This window comes from Burkholderia savannae, assembly GCF_001524445.2.
In the GTDB taxonomy this organism is placed as follows: Bacteria; Pseudomonadota; Gammaproteobacteria; order Burkholderiales; family Burkholderiaceae; genus Burkholderia; species Burkholderia savannae.
Genome location: NZ_CP013417.1, coordinates 1,921,324 through 1,938,649, shown reverse-complemented (window position 1 = coordinate 1,938,649; position 17,326 = coordinate 1,921,324). Strand labels below are relative to the sequence as shown.

At 68.3% G+C, this 17,326-nt stretch carries 13 protein-coding genes; 4 read left to right on the top strand and 9 right to left on the bottom strand.

Annotated features, from left to right (window positions below; genetic code table 11):
- Position 1: 1 nt before the first annotated feature.
- The 6 genes from arcD to osmF all read right to left on the bottom strand — a co-directional run bounded on the left by arcD (position 2) and on the right by osmF (position 6,888).
- Entirely contained in the window at positions 2–1,456 is a 1,455-nt protein-coding gene (gene arcD, locus WS78_RS09600) for an arginine-ornithine antiporter (protein WP_052144961.1), read from the bottom strand.
- A 157-nt stretch (positions 1,457–1,613) separates the two neighbouring features.
- Positions 1,614–1,946, bottom strand: coding sequence for an RNA-binding protein (locus WS78_RS09595; RefSeq protein WP_038743315.1), 333 nt, complete (start codon positions 1,944–1,946; stop codon positions 1,614–1,616).
- 997 nt (positions 1,947–2,943) lie between these two features.
- The gene (locus WS78_RS09585) at positions 2,944–3,771 is read right to left on the bottom strand and encodes an ABC transporter permease (RefSeq protein WP_038742993.1); all 828 of its coding nucleotides are present in this window, start codon (positions 3,769–3,771) and stop codon (positions 2,944–2,946) included.
- Positions 3,768–4,730 (bottom strand): ABC transporter ATP-binding protein, encoded by a 963-nt coding sequence (locus WS78_RS09580; protein WP_038742991.1) that lies wholly within the window; start codon positions 4,728–4,730, stop codon positions 3,768–3,770. Before WS78_RS09580 ends, WS78_RS09585 begins: the two co-directional genes overlap by 4 nt.
- Positions 4,727–5,947: an ABC transporter permease gene (locus WS78_RS09575; RefSeq protein ID WP_038742988.1), complete on the bottom strand. Its 1,221-nt coding sequence runs from the start codon at positions 5,945–5,947 to the stop codon at positions 4,727–4,729. The genes WS78_RS09580 and WS78_RS09575 overlap by 4 nt, the downstream gene beginning before the upstream one ends.
- The gene (gene osmF / locus WS78_RS09570; RefSeq protein WP_038742985.1) at positions 5,944–6,888 is read right to left on the bottom strand and encodes a glycine betaine ABC transporter substrate-binding protein OsmF; all 945 of its coding nucleotides are present in this window, start codon (positions 6,886–6,888) and stop codon (positions 5,944–5,946) included. The genes WS78_RS09575 and osmF overlap by 4 nt, the downstream gene beginning before the upstream one ends.
- Positions 6,889–7,226: 338 nt before the next feature.
- Here osmF and WS78_RS09560 point away from each other — a divergent pair, with 338 nt between their 5' ends.
- Both WS78_RS09560 and WS78_RS09555 read left to right on the top strand, forming a co-directional pair.
- Complete coding sequence (locus WS78_RS09560; protein WP_038742983.1) at positions 7,227–7,997, top strand: class I SAM-dependent methyltransferase; 771 nt, start codon at positions 7,227–7,229, stop codon at positions 7,995–7,997.
- 426 nt (positions 7,998–8,423) lie between these two features.
- Positions 8,424–9,053, top strand: coding sequence for a GNAT family N-acetyltransferase (locus WS78_RS09555; protein ID WP_059574935.1), 630 nt, complete (start codon positions 8,424–8,426; stop codon positions 9,051–9,053).
- A gap of 369 nt (positions 9,054–9,422) precedes the next feature.
- Here the strand turns inward: WS78_RS09555 and WS78_RS35735 are convergent, their stop codons facing one another.
- From WS78_RS35735 to WS78_RS09545, 3 genes are all read right to left on the bottom strand, one after another.
- Positions 9,423–9,932, bottom strand: a complete 510-nt coding sequence (locus tag WS78_RS35735) for an activator protein (protein ID WP_145986769.1) — start codon at positions 9,930–9,932, stop codon at positions 9,423–9,425.
- A gap of 950 nt (positions 9,933–10,882) precedes the next feature.
- Positions 10,883–12,289, bottom strand: coding sequence for an MFS transporter (locus tag WS78_RS09550; RefSeq protein ID WP_257789123.1), 1,407 nt, complete (start codon positions 12,287–12,289; stop codon positions 10,883–10,885).
- A 55-nt stretch (positions 12,290–12,344) separates the two neighbouring features.
- Positions 12,345–14,315, bottom strand: a complete 1,971-nt coding sequence (locus tag WS78_RS09545) for an acyl-CoA synthetase (protein WP_059574933.1) — start codon at positions 14,313–14,315, stop codon at positions 12,345–12,347.
- A 376-nt stretch (positions 14,316–14,691) separates the two neighbouring features.
- Between WS78_RS09545 and WS78_RS09540 the strand changes: the two genes are divergently transcribed.
- A complete protein-coding gene (locus tag WS78_RS09540) occupies positions 14,692–14,880 on the top strand; it encodes a DUF3562 domain-containing protein (protein ID WP_059574931.1) in 189 nt (62 codons plus the stop codon).
- 687 nt (positions 14,881–15,567) lie between these two features.
- Entirely contained in the window at positions 15,568–17,325 is a 1,758-nt protein-coding gene (locus WS78_RS09535; RefSeq protein WP_059574929.1) for a methyl-accepting chemotaxis protein, read from the top strand.
- Position 17,326 lies beyond the last annotated feature (1 nt).

The window sequence follows — 17,326 nt, the reverse complement described above, 5'->3', positions numbered from 1 at the left end:
ATCAAAGGGTGATGAGCCCGCTATGGAGCGCGTAGGCCGCGAACACCGCGGCGGCGGACGCCGCCGCGAAGATCAGCTTTTCGACGGCGGTGAAGACCGGCTTGCCGAGCTCGCGCTTCGCCTTCGCGAAGAAGAGCGCGCCCGGCGCATAGAGAAGGGCGGACAGCAGCAGATACTTGGCGCCGCCCGCGTACAGCAGCCACACTGCGTAGAGCACGGCGAGCGCTGCGACGAAGCCGTCCGTGCGGCGCGCGCGGGCGTCGTTCTCGTAGGTCTCGCCGCGCACGGCGAGAAGGAGCGCGTAGGCGGCCGACCAGAAGTACGGGATCAGGATCATCGACGTCGCGAGATAGATCAGCGACAGATAGGTGCTTTGCGAGAACAGCGTGATCAGCAGGAACACCTGGACGAGCGCGTTCGTGAGCCAGAGCGCGTTGGCGGGCACGTGGTTCGCGTTCTCCTTGCGCAGGAACGCGGGCATCGTGTGGTCCTTCGCGGCCGAGAACATGATCTCCGCGCAAAGCAGCACCCACGACAGCAGCGCGCCGGCGAGCGACACGACGAGGCCGACGCTGATGAGCACGGCGCCCCAGTGGCCGACGACGTGCTCGAGCACGGCCGCCATCGACGGGTTCTGCAGCTTCGCGAGCTGCGGCTGCGTCATGATGCCGAGCGACAGCACGTTGACGAGCACGAGCACGAGCAGCACGCCGACGAAGCCGATCACGGTCGCGCGCCCGACGTCGCTGCGCTTCTCCGCGCGCGCCGAGAAGATGCTCGCGCCCTCGATGCCGATGAAGACCCAGACCGTCACGAGCATCATGCTGCGGACCTGGTTCATCACCGAGCCGAGCGACGGGTTCGCGCGGCCCCAGATGTCGGCCCTGAACACGTCCAGCTTGAACGCGAAGAAGCAGATCAGGATGAATACCGCGAGCGGGACGATCTTCGCGACGGTCGTGACGAGGTTGATGAACGCCGCTTGCCGGATGCCGCGCAGCACGAGAAAGTGCACGGCCCACAGCAGCACCGACGCGCCGGCGATCGAGGCGGGCGTGTTGCCTTCGCCGAACACCGGAAAGAAGTAGCCGAGCGTCGAGAACAGCAGCACGAAGTAGCCGACGTTGCCGAGCCACGCGCTGATCCAGTAGCCCCACGCGGACGAGAAGCCCATGTAGTCGCCGAAGCCCGCCTGCGCGTATGCGTACACGCCGCCGTCGAGCTGCGGCTTGCGGTTCGCGAGCGTCTGGAACACGAACGCGAGCGTGAGCATGCCGACCGCGGTGATCGCCCAGCCGATCAGGATCGCGCCGGCTTCGGCCGTGGCGGCCATGTTTTGCGGCAGCGAGAAGATGCCGCCGCCGATCATCGATCCGACGACGAGCGCGGTCAGCGCGCCGAGTCGCAGCTTGCTCGCGGCGGGTTTCGCCGCGACGTCTTGAATCACTTCAGCCATGATGTTTCCTCGCAGTCGCGTTATTGCAAAATCGCGGCGCGCACGCGGCCATCGCGCTTCCGCCGGGGCGAAAGCGCGCGGCGGTCTGCCGCTGGCATGCGCGTATCCGGCGGAACGCGCGTTGTTAGAAATCCGAAAGTGCGTGCTCGATCGAGCGTTATCGGCGGAGTGTCGTCATCGGTCCGCTCCCGGGTTGTTGCGCGCGGGCTTCGCGTTGACGCCGCGCCTCGGCGGCGTCGCTGCGGTCCCAGAACGAAAAGAGCCAGACGCCGATCCGGCGCCGCTTCCAGTACATGCCGTGCAGGCGGCGACGAATTTCGGCGAGCGCACCCCAATTGGCGCTGTCCATGTCGATCAGCGCGCTCGGCCGCGGGCCCGATTGCCCGATGAATTGAATGTCGGTGAATTTCTTTCCGGTGTATTTGAATAGAAAAGCCTGCAGCTCTTCTCGCGTGACTCCCGGTTGAATATTTTCGATACAGATTCTCATCATGCTTCCTGCTTTTAGGTTCGAATCCGCTCTCGATCGCTTTTGGCGGTCGAATTTCCGCGTGTGCCTGAATCGGACGGTCTATCCGGATTCACACACCCGAAACGAGCCGATCGAAGCCATTCAAAATCCGTCAAATTCGGTATTTGAATTTGCTTTCGTCGATTCAATTCTTCCCGATTGCATAACAATTGAAAACAATTTAAACGGCACTTTATGTCATGGATCAAAAAACGCCGGAAGGCCTCCGGACAGTGTGCAAATGGTGCTAGGAACGGAGTGCATGTCGCTGTCTTTCATGCTCTCGATGAGCGCTTGATCGCCGGCGCCAGTCGCGATTACCTTCATTCGACGCAATTCCATCTTGCTGAAATCGTAATTGACCGCAGGTCGCCGGAAGCGCGCGCGCGAACGCGTGCGCGCCGTGCGCTGGCGCGCGATCGCATGTGGTGCGTGCGCGCCGAGCGGGACGCTTTCGGGAGCGAATCGTGACGAATATGTGACGATGAAGACGCGCGCGTATGTCGTCACGCAATGAAAGCGACGCGCGCAATGCATTCATCGTTTTTTTCTCGGCGCCTTGCGGCTGACGAGTAGCGACGCGCGCGGCGGCAATCGCCCGAGCGGCAAGTCGAATTGCGCGACCGGCGCAGTGCCGCTCGAACGGAATGCGTAATCGAATTCAACACACCGAATTCAACGCGCCGAATTCAACGCGCCGAATTCAATGCGCCGAATTCAACGAGGGTATGACGTGCCGGCGTCCGATGACGTCGGCGCGGCGTGCGGTCCGATGCGGCGACGCGTACGCGCCCCTATGCGTGCGATATCGTTCATGCGTTTCGCCGCTCGGAAACGGCGAAGCGGCGAAGCGGCGAAGCGGCATCGGCCGGCGAACAGTCACGCATCGCTCGACGCGGCGCGCCGGCGCGCATTCGCGCATCACGCCCGGCCGGCCGCCGTATGCGCCGCTCGACACGCCGACTTACGCGTGAACTCACGCGCCACCTTCGCGCCGCGCCGCGCCCGCAGGCGCGATCCATTGCCCGATCACGCCGAGCGCGTCGTAGATCAGCACCGCGAGCAGTGCGACGACGACGCCGCCTTGCAGCACGAACGCGGTATTCGATGTTTGCAGCCCTGCGATGATCACGTCGCCGAGCCCCTTGGCCGCGACGGTCGAGCCGATCGTCGCGGTGCCGAGATTGATGACGACGGCGAGCCGGATGCCGTTCAGGATCACCGGAAACGCGAGCGGCAGCTCGACCCACGCGAGCCGCTGCAGCGCGCTCATGCCCATGCCGCGCGCGGCGTCGACGGCGTCGGCGGGCACGTCCTGAAGGCCCGCGATCGTGCTCTCGAAGATGGGCAGCAGCCCGTACAGGATCAGCGCGATCAGCACGGGCTTCACGCCGAAGCCGACCGCGGGCACCGCGAGCGCGAGCACCGCGACGGGCGGGAAGGTCTGCCCGATGTGCACGACGCTGCGCGCCACCGGCAGGAATTCGGCGCCCGCGCGCCGCGTGACGAAGATTCCGGCGGCGAGCGCGCATATCGCGCCCGCCGCGCTCGCGACCGCGACGATCGCGAGATGCGAGAGCGTCAGGTCGAAAAGGCTTGCGCGCCGGTAGATCGCGGGGGCGCCGTTGTCGGCGAACGGCGCGAACAGCGGCTCGAGCCAGTCGGGCCGGGCGAGCAGCACGGCGAGCGCCGCGAGCGCGGCGATGCGGGCGAGCGCGAGGCCGACGCGGCGGCTCGCGGCGCCGATCGCGCACGCCGCGCCGGTCTTGCCGGTTGCTTTGGCGGCGTTCATCGTGCGCCTCATGCCGGCCGCTTCGCCTGCGCGACGATCGCGGCGAGCGTGATGCGCGTCGTCACGGTGCCGTCGGCGCTCGACACGGGCAGCGCGGGAACGCCGCGCCACAGCAGCTCGGAGATCGCGTCGCGCAGCGTGAGCGCGCCGGAGATCGGCTCGCCGGGCGCCGCGCCCGGCTCGGCGAGCGCGTCGACGCGCGTGAGCGCGAGAAGCCGCAGCGGCCGGTCGAGGCCCGCGACGAGCCGCTCGACGACGCCCGGCTGCGGCCTGCCGAGAATCTCGGCGGGCGGGCCTGCCTGCAGAATGCGCCCCGCGTCCATCACCGCGATCTGATCGCCGAGTCGCAGCGCCTCGTCGATGTCGTGCGTGACGATCACGATCGTGATCCTGAGCCTGCGCTGCAGCGCGACGAGATCATCCTGCGCCTTGCCGCGGATGATCGGATCGAGCGCGCCGAACGGTTCGTCCATCAGCAGGATGGCGGGCTCGGCGGCAAGCGCGCGCGCGACGCCGACGCGCTGCTGCTGGCCGCCCGACAGCTGATGCGGCAGCTTGCGCGCGTACGCGTCGTAATCGAGCTCGAACAGCTCGAGCAGCTCGCGCACCCGAGCGTCGATGCGCGCCGCGCGCCAGCCGAGCAGGCGCGGCACCGTCGCGACGTTGCGCGCGACCGTCCAGTGCGGAAACAGGCCGTGCCCCTGGATCACGTAGCCGATGCCGCGCCGCAGCGTCTCGGCGGGCACGCTCGCGGTATCGACGCCGCCGACGCGAATCGTCCCGCTCGTCGGCGCGATCAGCCGGTTGATCATCCGCAGCAGCGTCGACTTGCCGCTGCCCGACGCGCCGACGAGCGCCGTCACCGTGCCGCGCGCGACCGCGAGCGACACGTCGTCGACCGCGACGACGGGCGGCACGCCCCGCGAGGCGGCATCGCCGAAAAGCCGGCTCACGCGTTCGATCTCGATCATCGGCGCGCTCCTTTCGCGATCTCGGTCGCGGCCTCGAACAGCACGGCGGTGACGAGCGCGAGCGCGATCGTCGGCAGCGCGCCGAGCAGCACGAGATCGGTCGCCGACTGGCCGATGCCCTGGAAGATGAACGTGCCGAAGCCGCCGCCGCCGATCAGCGCGGCGACGGCGGCCAAGCCGATGTTCTGCACGAGCACGATGCGCACGCCGGACAGCACGACGGGCAGCGCGAGCGGCAGCTCGACCGCGACGAGCCGCTCGCGGCCCGTCATTCCCATCGCCTGCGCGGCCTCGACGACGGCGGCGCTCACCTGCGCGAAGCCGACGACGACGCTCGACACGATCGGCAGCAGCGCGTACAGGAAGAGGGCGATCAGCGCGGGCGCGACGCCGATGCCGCTCACGCCGAGGCGGGCGGCGAGCGGCACGCGCGCGGCGAGGATCGCGAGCGGCGCCATCAGCAGGCCATACAGCGCGATGCTCGGGATCGTCTGCACGACGTTCAGGAGCGGCATCAGCGCGCCGCGCAGCGCGGCCGAGCGCGTGCAGCCGATGCCGAGCGGCACGCCCGCCGCGACGGCCGCCGCGACCGAGCCGGCGACGAGCGCGAGGTGGCGGGCCGCCTCGCTGCGGAACGTGTCGGCGCGCACCGCGTATTCCTGCATCACCGACAGCCCGTCCCAGAAGCCGCCATGGATGAACGCCGCGAGCGCCGCGATGGCGGCCGCGAGCGCGACGAGGCGCGTGCCCGGCGCGAGCGCGATGCGGGCGAGCGCGTCGGCGATCAGCACCGCGAACGCGAACAGCAGCAGCCATGCGCCCGATGCGGGCGACACGCGCGCGAGCGGCGTGTCCGGCGTGACGAGATGCGCGGGCGCGTCGCCGACGGCCACGCACAGCGCGAGCACGAGCGCCGCGCCGACGGCGGCGCGCAGCGTCGCGCGGCTGCGCACGAGCGCGAAGAGCGCGCCCGCCGCCCACAGCGCGTCGAGCGCGCCGGCCTCGAGTGACGGAAACACCGCGCCGGGCGCGAGCCCCGCGCCCGCCGCGATGCGGTTCGCGCGCAGCGTGACGAATGGCTCGACGAACGCCGCGTACGCGACGAGCGCGGCGATCAGCACGCCGACCTTGTCGATGCGCGCGGCCCACGCCGGCAGCGCGCGCGGGCGCGGCGCGGGGGCGGACGCGCCGGCCCCGCGCGCCGTGCGCGCCGTCATTTGACGAAGCCCTTCGCTTTCAGATAACTCGCCGCGACGCTCGCGGCCGGCTCGCCGTTGATCTGGATTCGCGCGTTGAGCGTCTGCAGGGTCTTCAGATCGAGGCTCGCGAAGACCGGCTTCAGATAGTCGGCGATCTGCGGATGCGCCTTCAGCACCGCCTCGCGGACGATCGGCGTCGGCGCGTAGACGGGCTGCACGTGCTTGTCGTCGTCGAGGACGGTGAGCCCCGCGGCCGCGATGCCGCCGTCGGTGCCGTAGACCATCGCGGCGTTCACGCCGTCCGTCTGCTGCGCGGCGGCCTTGATCGTCGCGGCGGTGTCGCCGCCCGACAGCACGAGCATCTGCTCCGGCTTCAGCTTGAAGCCGTACGCCTTCTCGAACGACGGCAGCGCGGACGCGCTGTTGACGAACTCGGCCGACGCGGCGAGCTTCACCTTGCCGCCCGCGCCGACCCACTTGCCGAAGTCGCCGAACGTCTTCAGATGCTGCGACTGCGCGACCGAGCTCAGCACCGCGACGCCCCACGTATTGTTCGCCGGCGCGGGCGCGAGCCAGACGATCCGGTTCGCCGCGTAGTCGAGCCGCTTCGCGAGCGCGTAGCCTTGCGCGGCGTTCTTCCACGCGGGATCGTCGGCCTTGTTGAAGAAGAACGCCGCGTTGCCGGTGTATTCCGGATAGATGTCGATTTCACCCGTGGTCAGCGCCTTTCTGACGATCGGCGTCGCGCCGAGCCCGATCTTGTCGACGACGGCGATGCCGTGCGCCTTCAGCACCTGCGCGATCACGCTGCCGAGCAGGTTGCCTTCGGTGTCGATCTTCGAGGCGACCGTGACCGCGTCGGCGGCATGCGCGCCGGGCGCGGCGCAAACGAGCGGGACGGCGGCTGCGGCGGCGGCCGCGACCGCGCGCAGGGAACGGCTGAAACGGGGGATTCTCATCGGGGCGGCACTCCTGTCGTGCAACGGGCGAACGGATGAACGGATGCGATAGCGTCCGTGCGCCCGGGCGGCGGGGTTCGGCCAGGGGCGAAGCGGGGGCCGATCGCAGACGGCAGGGGTTCAAGGTACTTGAGCGGGCGCGCTTTGGCAAACGAGGGCGCGTTCGGCCGAATCCGAAACAATCGTTTTGGACTGCGCATTTCCTCATGCGTGGCGATACAATGCGACGGACGGCGCAGCGCACGCAACGGATATTGCACTGCACCGTCGTTCGTCGTTTTCGTGTCGTTTCGAGCCGCTTTTCCGCCGATTGCCGTCTACGTCAAGGAGCGTCCATCGTGAGCAGCGATTCCCACACGGCGCCACAGCCCGCGCCGCAAAACATCTACGACGACGCATCGTTCTTCGCAGGCTACCGCACGCTTCGACAAGGCGACACCGGCCTGAACGGCGCACTCGAATTTCCCGCACTGAAGCGCCTGTTGCCCAACCTCGCGGGCCTGCACGTGCTCGACCTCGGCTGCGGCTTCGGCGATTTCGCCCGCTACGCGCGTGCGCACGGCGCCGTGTCGGTGACGGCCGTCGACGTGTCGTCGCGAATGCTCGACGAGGCGCGCGCACGCACCGCGGACGATGCGATCACCTATCTGCAGCGGTCGATCGAGACCTATCACGCGGCGACGCGCGCGTTCGATCTCGTCGTGTCGTCGCTCGCGCTGCATTACGTCGAGGATTACACCGGCGTCGTCGCGCGGACCTACGACGCGCTGCGCTCGAACGGCCGCTTCGTGTTCTCGGTCGAGCATCCGATGTGCACCGCGTATCCGCACGGCTGGGTGCGCGATGACGACGGCCACAAACAGCACTGGCCCGTCGATCGCTACCGGCAGGAAGGGCGGCGCGACACGCGCTGGTTCGTCGACGGCGTGGTCAAGTACCACCGGACGGTCGAGACTTACGTGAACACGCTGCTGAAGGCGGGCTTCACGCTCACGCACCTCGGCGAGCCGGCGCCGATTCCCGACGCGCTCGCCGTGCGGCCCGATCTCGAGGCGGACTGCCGGCGGCCGCCCGTGCTGTTCCTGGCGGCCACGCGGGCGGGGAGTTGAGCGGCGGTTGCGGTAGAAGTCGCGGCGAAGCGCGGCGGCGTGCGGCGAGCGGCCGCGGCAGCCCTTGCGCCCCCATTCCTCGCGCGCGCTCGACGCGCGGAGTGCCGCCGTGGCGGCACGGCGCACGCCTGAAACGGTGGAACGGCGGGCCCCGCGCGCATCGGCGCTTTCCGCCCGATCGTCTGCCGCCGTTCCGCCATGGCCGTGCGATCCGCGCCCGATTTAAGGCGCGCCGGCGCGCACTCGCCCGGCGACGCTCGCGCAAGCCGATGGAAATGTCGTGAGCCGGCGGTCGCCGCGATTTCGTCCAGCCGGCGATCGTTCGCGGCGGCGCGCGGCTTCGCCCGGCGGCAAGTGGCTGCTGGCTGCCGCCCGGTCAACGCCGGCATCGCGGCCCTCCCTGACATGATCCACGTGGAAGAACCCATGCATCCGACCGATTCCGCCGCCTCTTCGCGCACGCGGGCGCTCTTCGACTGCGGCGACGTCCGCGCGATCGCGCTCGTAGCCGACGACATCCCCGCGATCCAGGCCTTCTTCGAACGCAACCCCGAATATTTCCGCGACACGGCAGGCGCGCCGCCCGCGCCGGACGAAGCGGCTGTCGAATACGCGGGAATGCCGTCCGCCGAATGGGGTTGCACCGCCAAATGGGCGATCGGCTATCGGCCGGCCGCGAATGCCGGCGTCGGCGCGCCGCTCGTCGCTTTCGCGACGCTCTTCGCCGACATGTTCGCGCCCGGCGTGTGGCACGTCGATCTCTTCATCGTCGAGACGGCGCGGCACGGGCAGGGCGTCGCGCGTTGCCTCTACGCGGCGCTCGAGGCGTGGACGCGGGCGCGGGGCGCGCGCTGGCTGCGGCTCGGCGTCGTCAGCGGCACGCCCCGCGCCGAGCGCTTCTGGACGCGTTCGGGGTACGGCGAAGTGCGCACCCGCTCGAACGTTCCGATGAAAGACGCGGTGCGCACGATTCGCGTGATGGTCAAGCCGCTCGACGGCGGCGACGTGAGCGCGTATCTCGATCTCGTCGCGCGCGACCGCCCGGAAGCGGCCTGACGCCGCGCGCGCCGGCCGGATCGACGGCCCCACGATCAGAGCGGACCGTCGGCCGCCGCCCGCCCCGAATCGCGTTCCTTGGCCGGCGACACGGATTCGATTCGCGCCCCGTACCTCATCGCTCAATAGCGCCCGGATCATCTTGACCTGATTACGCAAAAGGCAAGATGTAAAACGCCCGAGCGCATTTCATCGAATGTAAGCGTCCCTTGGCGTTTCTGCGGCGCCGGGCGCTCCAAGAGCGCCCGTTGCGCGACCGCATTATCGATGGCCAGCGACGAGAGCGCCGACTCACGCCCGACGCCTGCTCTGACGATAATGAACGTGTGATGTCGATGACGCCGTTCGGACTGGACGCCGGCTGGTGAATTACGGCGAAACGTGCATGTATGGATTCGTCGTTAGCGCACCGGTGATGCCGCACCCGCCAGATAGAGCGACATTATTCAGGCCGATTACGGTTTCGCCATCGGCTTCGCGTATTTGCGTCACGACTTTACTGGGGCCGCATTGTCCGCCCACTAGCGGTGCGTTGACGTTGACTGACACGTTATCGAGCGTCAATTGATTGGGGCCATCGACTTGACCACTCCAGGGTGACGTCACGCTTGCGTTGGCCTTAACGACCTTGCAAAGCGCAGATCCGCTGAAATTTGCACTGGTGACCAGGAGTTTGCCCGCGCCGTCGATCGTGCCGGTAAATACGATCGTGCATCCGATTGGAATACCCGCTTTACTGACGGTGGCCGGCCCGCTTGCGGTAAAAGGCATCGGCGCTCCTGCGCTGCCGGGCGGAGTGATGACCACCGCTTGCGAGACGGAAGTCGAGAGTAGTGCCGCGCATGCCGCCGCGGTGGAGAGCATTCCTTTTAGCTTCATGATTTATCTTCCTCGATATGAGAATGGGATTCGGCGTCACTCTCGATTGACGAGCACGTTCAATCCATCATCCGGCCGCCCAAGGGGAGCAATGAAAATTGACGGCAATCAATTTACTGAAAATGCGGCGTCTTGCGTGAATGGCGACAAAACCAATTCGACTTAGATTGGGTAAGCCGCTAACATATGAATCACCTCCATAGTTAATCAACAAAGCATTGATTACATAATTTCATCCTGGTTTTGTGTAATTTGAAAAGATATTTGTTTTATAAAACAAATGTGCCCGGCGAAGGAGCGATTTATCGTTTATTCGATTATTCATCTTACGCAAAATCGAGCGCCGCAATGAACCGGTGAAGGATCGGTGTGAATGCCATCGCATCTCGGAACAAGTATTCAACCGGCGGCGTGATAATTGGGCGGCGTGGACATGGCCGTTGCCCGTCGACTCAAGAATTCGGAAACGACGAACGAGCGGCTAAAAGGCTTGATGGCCGATCGGGCGCTCGCCCATCGATGACCTGAAGTTCATCAGCAAAAATGCGCGCCTGACCGGCCGGCGAAGTGCTGATGGTCTTGATTTCGCGAATCTGCTCGGGAATCCGGAGCCGATCCGCGAAACCAACGTTTCGTAAGATTGAGGAGCGCAGGCATGGGTGCGTCTGATTCCGACGGCGGCCTATACGAAGGAATTTCGCTGCGAGGCCGTGAAGCGGGCGTTGACCGAACCGCACACGCGTATCGGGGGCGGGCCGGCGCGGTCGAGCTCCGTCAAGACACCGGCAAACCGGGGACGAGCGGCCCGATCGCGGGTCGCGACATTGCGCGCTGGCCTATCGATCGGCCTGCCGAACCGTGCGCGCCACCCGGCCGTCCGGCCGCGACACGTCCGCGCTTCGCCCCGACGCACGCCGGCCGCCGATTTGCGCGCTGATTTGCTCGCCGCGTCACTCCCGCGACCGGCGCGCCGGCCCCGCGAGCCCTTCGCCCGCGCCCGCCGGCAGCGCGGCGAACATCGGCACCGACGCCAGCACGACGAGCGCGATCGCAACGAACGCGCACGCGAAATCCGTCTGGCTCGCGCGGCCGCGCCCGCCCGCCAGCATCGCCAGATGCAGCGCGCTCGCCGCAACGGCGACGCCGACCGCGCGCATCAGTTGCTGCGCGGTTCCCTGAAACGACGTCGCGGCGGCGAGCCGCTCGCTCGGCACGTCGGAGAACACGAGCGCGCCCATCGACGCGAAGCTGAGCGAGCGCGACAGCCCGCCCACGAGCAGCAATGCGAAGATGGCCGCATCCGGCCACGCGGCCGACAGCGTCGCGCACGCGACCAGCACCGCGGCGAACGATACGCTGCCCGCGATCAACACCGTGCGCATCGACGCGCGATGCAACGCCGCATGCGTCATCGGCCGCATCACGAGCGAGCCGAGCGCGCTCGCGAGCGTGATGGCGCCGCTTTTCGACGCGCTCGCGCCGAAGCCGACCTGCAGCGTCAACGGCACGAGAAACGGCAGCGCGCCGGCCCCCGCGCGAAACAGGCTGCCCGCGATCGTCGCCGCATGAAAAGTAGGAATCCCGAGCAGCGACAAATCGACGGCCGGATGCTCGACGCGCCGGCAATGGCGGATCGCGAGCCAGCCGAGCACGACGCCCGCGCCGACGCCGAGCGCCGGCACGCCAGCCGGCAGCACGCCGCGGCCGGCCGTTTCGACGCCGAGCATCAGCGCGGCGAGCGCCGCACCGACGAGCAGCATGCCGGCGAGGTCGGGCGGCGCGCGCCGCTCGCCCGCCGACGCGGGGATGAGGCGCGCGGCGAGCGCCGCGCCCGCGACGCCGACCGGAACGTTGATCCAGAACACCGCGCGCCACGACAGCGCATCGGTCAGGAAGCCGCCGAGCGGCGGACCGAGCAGCGGACCGACGAGCGCGGGCATCGTGAGCCAGGTGGTCGCCGCGAGCATCTCGTCGCGCGACACGCCGCGATAGAGGATCAGGCGGCCGACGGGCACCATCAGCGCGCCGCCCGCGCCTTGCAGAACGCGCGCGGCGATCAGCGCCGTGAGCCCGTTCGCCGCCGCGCACATCACCGACGCCGCCGTGAAGATCGCGATGGCCGCGATGAACACGCGCTTCGCGCCGAAGCGGTCCGCGATCCAGCCGCTCACCGGGATGAACACGGTCAGCGCGACGAGATACGACGTGATCGCGCTGCTCAGGAACACGACGTTCACGTCGAGGTCACGCGCCATGCTCGGCAGCGCGGTCGCGACGACCGTGCTGTCGAGGTTCTGCATGAAAAGCGCGCTCGCGACGACGGCCGCGGTCACGCGAAAGTTGCCGGCGCGCGTCAAGGTTCGGCTCGCATGACGGATGGGCGGTGGATCAGGCGGCGCAAGACGGCCGCGGTCACGGCGCGCGCTCGCGCTGCGTCGCCGCCTCGCATGCGGACGCCGCGGCGGGCGCGCCGTCGCCGATCCAGTCGACCGGGAACGCATGGCGAGCGAGCAGCTCGGCGAGGGCGTCGCGCGAGCCGCGCGCGGCGATCTTCGCGACGAGCCCGCGCCGCGCGTCCTGCACGACGTCGACCTGCTCGAGCTCGATCTGCGCGTCGCGCGCGCACGCGGCGACGACGTCGGCGATTTCGAGCCGCTGCAGCTCCGGCTTGAAGATCTTGCCGACCGCGGTCGTCGGCACCGCATCGAGTATCCGCACGTGTTTCGGCACCGCCGCGCGCTCGGGAATCGCGCCCGCGGCGAACGCGAGCAGCGCGCGCTCGTCGGCGCTCGCGCCCGCTTTCAGCTGGACATAAGCGACGGGCAACTCGCCCGCGTGCGCGTCCGGGCGGCCGACCGCCGCCGCGAGCGCGACGGCCGGATGGGTCGCGAGCGCGTCCTCGATGATGCGCGGATCGATGTTGTGCCCGCCGCGGATGATCAGCTCCTTCTTGCGGCCAACGAGCCAGAAATAGCCGCCCGCGTCGCGGCGGCCGAGGTCGCCCGTGTTCAGCCACCGCTCGCCCGCGATGTCGATCCACAATCCGCGCTCGTGCGCCGGATCGAGATAGCCGCGAAACACGTTCGGCCCCGCGAGCGCGATCAGCCCGACCTCGTCGACGAGCGCGTCGCGCACGTAGTGCCCGGTGTCGTCGACGATCACCGCGCGCATCCGCTGATACGGCAGGCGCAGGCCGATCGAGCCGATGCGCCGCTCGCCGTCGAGCGGATTGAGCGACGCGACGCACGCGCTTTCGGTCAGCCCGTAGCCCTCGACGATCTTCACGCCGGTCGTCCGCTCGAAGCTGCGCGCGAGCTCGGCGGGCATCGGCGCGGCGCCGCACGCCGCGTATTCGAGCGAGCCGATGTCGTGCCGGCCGACGGGCTGCTGCAACAGCGCCGCGAAAAGCGTCGGTACGCCCGAAAACGCGTTGATCCGGTATGCCTCGACGATTTCCCAGAAGCGCGCGATCACGTTCTTGCCGCGATAGCCCTGCGGCGTGCCAAGCACGACGTGATGGCCGCGCAGCCAGGCCATCAGGCCCGTCACGAGCTGGCCGTTCACGTGAAAGAGCGGCAGGCCGCAGAACACCGTGCGCGGCGCCTCGCCGTCGCGCGCCTGCGTTTCGCTCGCCGACCACACGTCGAACACCTCGGAGCCGTGCGTGCGCACCGCGATCTTCGGGCGGCCCGTCGTGCCGCCCGTGCAGAAGTACGACGACGGCTCGTCGGGCGCGATCGTGCGCGGCTTGATCAGCCGGTCGCCGGGCTGCCGCCGCATTTCGGCGTGCAGATTGACGATCCGTATGCGCTTGTCGCGCATGCGCGCCTTCTCGCGGCGCTCGATCCACGCGAGCGCCGCGCGCTTGGGCAGCGACACGTACGGCCGCAGGTCGACCCACACGACGGTCTCGACGGTCGGCATCGCGTCCAGATGCGGCGCGAGCTTCGGCCAGACGTCGACGCCCGGCGTCGGCGCGAGGCAGATCAGCACCTTCGCGCGCGCCGCATCGACGAGCTCGGCGATCTGCGCGCCGTCGAGTAGCGGATTGATCGCCATCGCGATGCCCGCCGCTTCGCCGCCCCAGATCGCGAAATGCGTCTCGGGCAGGTTCGGCAGCACGAACGCGGCGACGTCGCCCGCGCCGATCCCGGCGTTCGCGAGCACGTTCGCGGTCCTGACGATGTCGGCGTGCAGCTCGGCGAAGGTCCACGTGTGCGAACGGGCGTGCCGGTCGGCGTCGAGGAAGAAGGTTAGGGCGGGCGCATCGGGCGTCTTCGCCGCGCGCTCGTCGAAAATCTGCAGCGTGCTTGCGGGCAGCGCACGCGCGTGAAGCGGCACGCGCTCGATCTGCTCGATGTCGTGGATGTCGCGAACCGCCATGCGTGAACTCCTGTTGGACTGCGAAAGTCGTGTAAAGGATGCGAACCGCGACCGGAAGGCGCGCTCGCACGGCGGCGGTTCGTTCGGGCGGCGCCGGGACGCGATGGCGCAATTGCGACGAGAGTGTAACGTGCCGCGCGCCGGATCGCCGGCCATCGCCATCCGACCCTCCATTGCGTCGCAGCAGCGGCGGCGCGGAAGGCGGCGGGGGGCGCGGCGGTCCGCGGCGCGCATCCGGATTCGTCCGAATAGAGCTCGGGCGGCTACGCCCGCGTATTCATAGACGGATTCAATTTGCGTCGACGCTTTTGGCGTCATTCAATAGGCGTCCCGCTCCAGCCGTTTTTGTCCGTTTACCTCCCTGCGGAGTGCAAACATGGTCCAGAACCGCGTCGACGAGATCGTTCAGGCGATCGCTTCCGAAACCCGCACGCCCGCCGAGGCGGTGTCCCGGCTCTATGAAGAAACGCTGGCCGAATACAGCGAAGGCGCGCGGATACGCGATTATCTGGTCGTTCTCGTCGCGAAGCGGGTGAGGGAGACATTGCGCAATCGGGCGCATTGATCTCGCGCGTCGCGCCTCATTCGTGCGCGGCGGCTTTCAATCGGCGGCGAAAGCCCGTGGCGCCGCGGTCGAGGCGGCCCGGGAATGCCTCAGGCGTCGCGCAGCGAAGGCGCGAAGGCGCCGCCCGTGGATGCGGCGCTTGCCTTTGCGGCACGCCGCCGCATCGCCCAAATTCGGGAAGCCGCCCGGCCGCGCGTTCGTTTGAAACGGGTTCCGGATTCCGCAGTCCTTCACATTGATCGGCCATCGCGGCACCGCGCTCGGCAGTGAGCGCGCGCGTGGCTTTTCGGTCGAATCTCGCCTCCGTGCGCGGATCGGCCCGCGCGGCTGATCCGCGGCGCATCGTTGCCATTCACGGCCAAGACGCGATCGCCCTCCATTCCGCCCAAAGTGACCGATGCGCTTCGCACTGCGACGCTTCTTCCGCCGGAAATCGATCGGTGATGCGAATCATCGATCGATGCCGGCCTGACCGCCCGCGATGCGCTGCCCGACAAAGCTTCGCGATTAGTTGACGAATCGCTGACACTTCGGCCGTCGAAACGATTGCCTCGGCCCGTAAACCCTTACGCAAACGATTTGCATACCGAAAAATGCCTCAAGCATTCGTCGGCGCAGCCGTTAGAAGACGGCAATGCATCGCACGGCGCGACGCATGTTCCGATGTTGGATGAATCGAGGTGATACATGAATTTTCAGAAATTGACCGTGAGCGCGAAACTGACGATTGCGTTCGGCATGCTGGTCGGGCTCGTGCTGCTCGTGTCCGCGCTCGCGCTGCACGCGCTCGGCGACGCGAATGATCGCTTCGCGAACTATGTGAGCGGCATCAGCGCGCGCGCGGAAGCAGTCGAGCAGGTGCGCACGGCGGTGGACCGGCGCGCGATCGCCGCTCGCAATCTCGTGCTCGTGACGAAGCCGGCCGACGTCGAGCTCGAAAAAGCCGCCGTGATGCAAGCCGAGGATGACGTGCAGGCGAACCTGCGCCGGCTGAAGGAGCTGATCGCGAACGCGTCGGATTCGACCGACAAGGCGCGCAGCCTCGTCACCGACATCGACCGCATCGAGGCGCAATACGGGCCGGTCGCGCTCGCGATCGTCAACGCCGCGCTGAACAATCGGCATGACGAAGCGATCACGATGATGAACGATCAGTGCCGGCCGCTGCTCGCTCAGCTCGTCAAGGCGACGAACGCGTACAGCGACTACACGCGCGGCCGCGCGCAGGAAATGGTGCGCGAATCGTCCGAGCACTATGCGAACCAGCGCCTGCTGCTGATCGGCCTCTGCGCGGCCGCGCTCGGCGCGGCGGTGATCGCGGCGATCCTCATCGCGCGCGGGCTGATGCGCTCGCTCGGCGCCGAGCCCGCGGCGCTCGGCGACGTCACGCGGCGCGTCGCGAACGGCGATCTGAGCCCGGTAGCGGGCGCGCATTCGGCGCCGTCGGGCAGCGTGCTCGCGTCGATGGGCGACATGCAGGCGAGCCTCGTGCGGCTGATCGGGCAGGTGAGGACCGCGGCGGACGGCATCGCGACCGGATCGAGCCAGATCGCGACGGGCAACCAGGATCTGTCGTCGCGCACCGAGCACCAGGCTTCGTCGCTGCAGGAAACGGCGTCGAGCATGGAAGAGCTGACGTCGACCGTCCGGCAGAACGCTGAAAACGCGCAGCAGGCGAGCTCGCTCGCGGCGAATGCGTCGGAAATCGCGCAAAAGGGCAGTGCGGTGGTCGGGCAGGTCGTCGACACGATGACCGACATCAGCCAGAGTTCCGAGAAGGTCGCGGAAATCACCGGGATCATCGAGGGCATCGCGTTCCAGACCAACATCCTCGCGCTGAACGCGGCCGTCGAGGCGGCGCGCGCGGGCGAGCAGGGGCGCGGCTTCGCGGTGGTCGCAAGCGAAGTGCGCAGCCTCGCGCAGCGCTCGTCGAGCGCGGCGAAGGAAATCAAGGACCTGATCAGCGCATCGGTGCAGAAGATCCACGACGGCTCGACGCTCGCGGGCGAAGCGGGCAAGACGATGACCGAAGTCACGCAGGCGGTTGGGCGCGTGACCGACATCATGGGCGAGATCGCGGCGGCGTCCGGCGAGCAGAGCCGCGGCATCGAGCAGGTCAATCAGGCGATCGCGCAGATGGACGAAGTCACGCAGCAGAACGCCGCGCTCGTCGAAGAGGCGGCGGCCGCGTCGAAGTCGCTCGAAGAGCAGGGGCGCCAGCTGACGCAGGCTGTCGCGTTCTTCCGAGCGAACACGGACGGCGCGGCGCAGCACACGCAACATGCGCACCACGCGCAGCACACGGCGCAAACGCCCGCCAAGCCGAAGGCGAAGGCGAAGCGCAGCGAGGCGGCGCCGCGTGCGGCCCACGCCGCGCCGACGTTCAGCAAGCCCGCGCCGGCTCTCGCCGCCGCGACCGCAACCGACGACTGGCAGACGTTCTGAC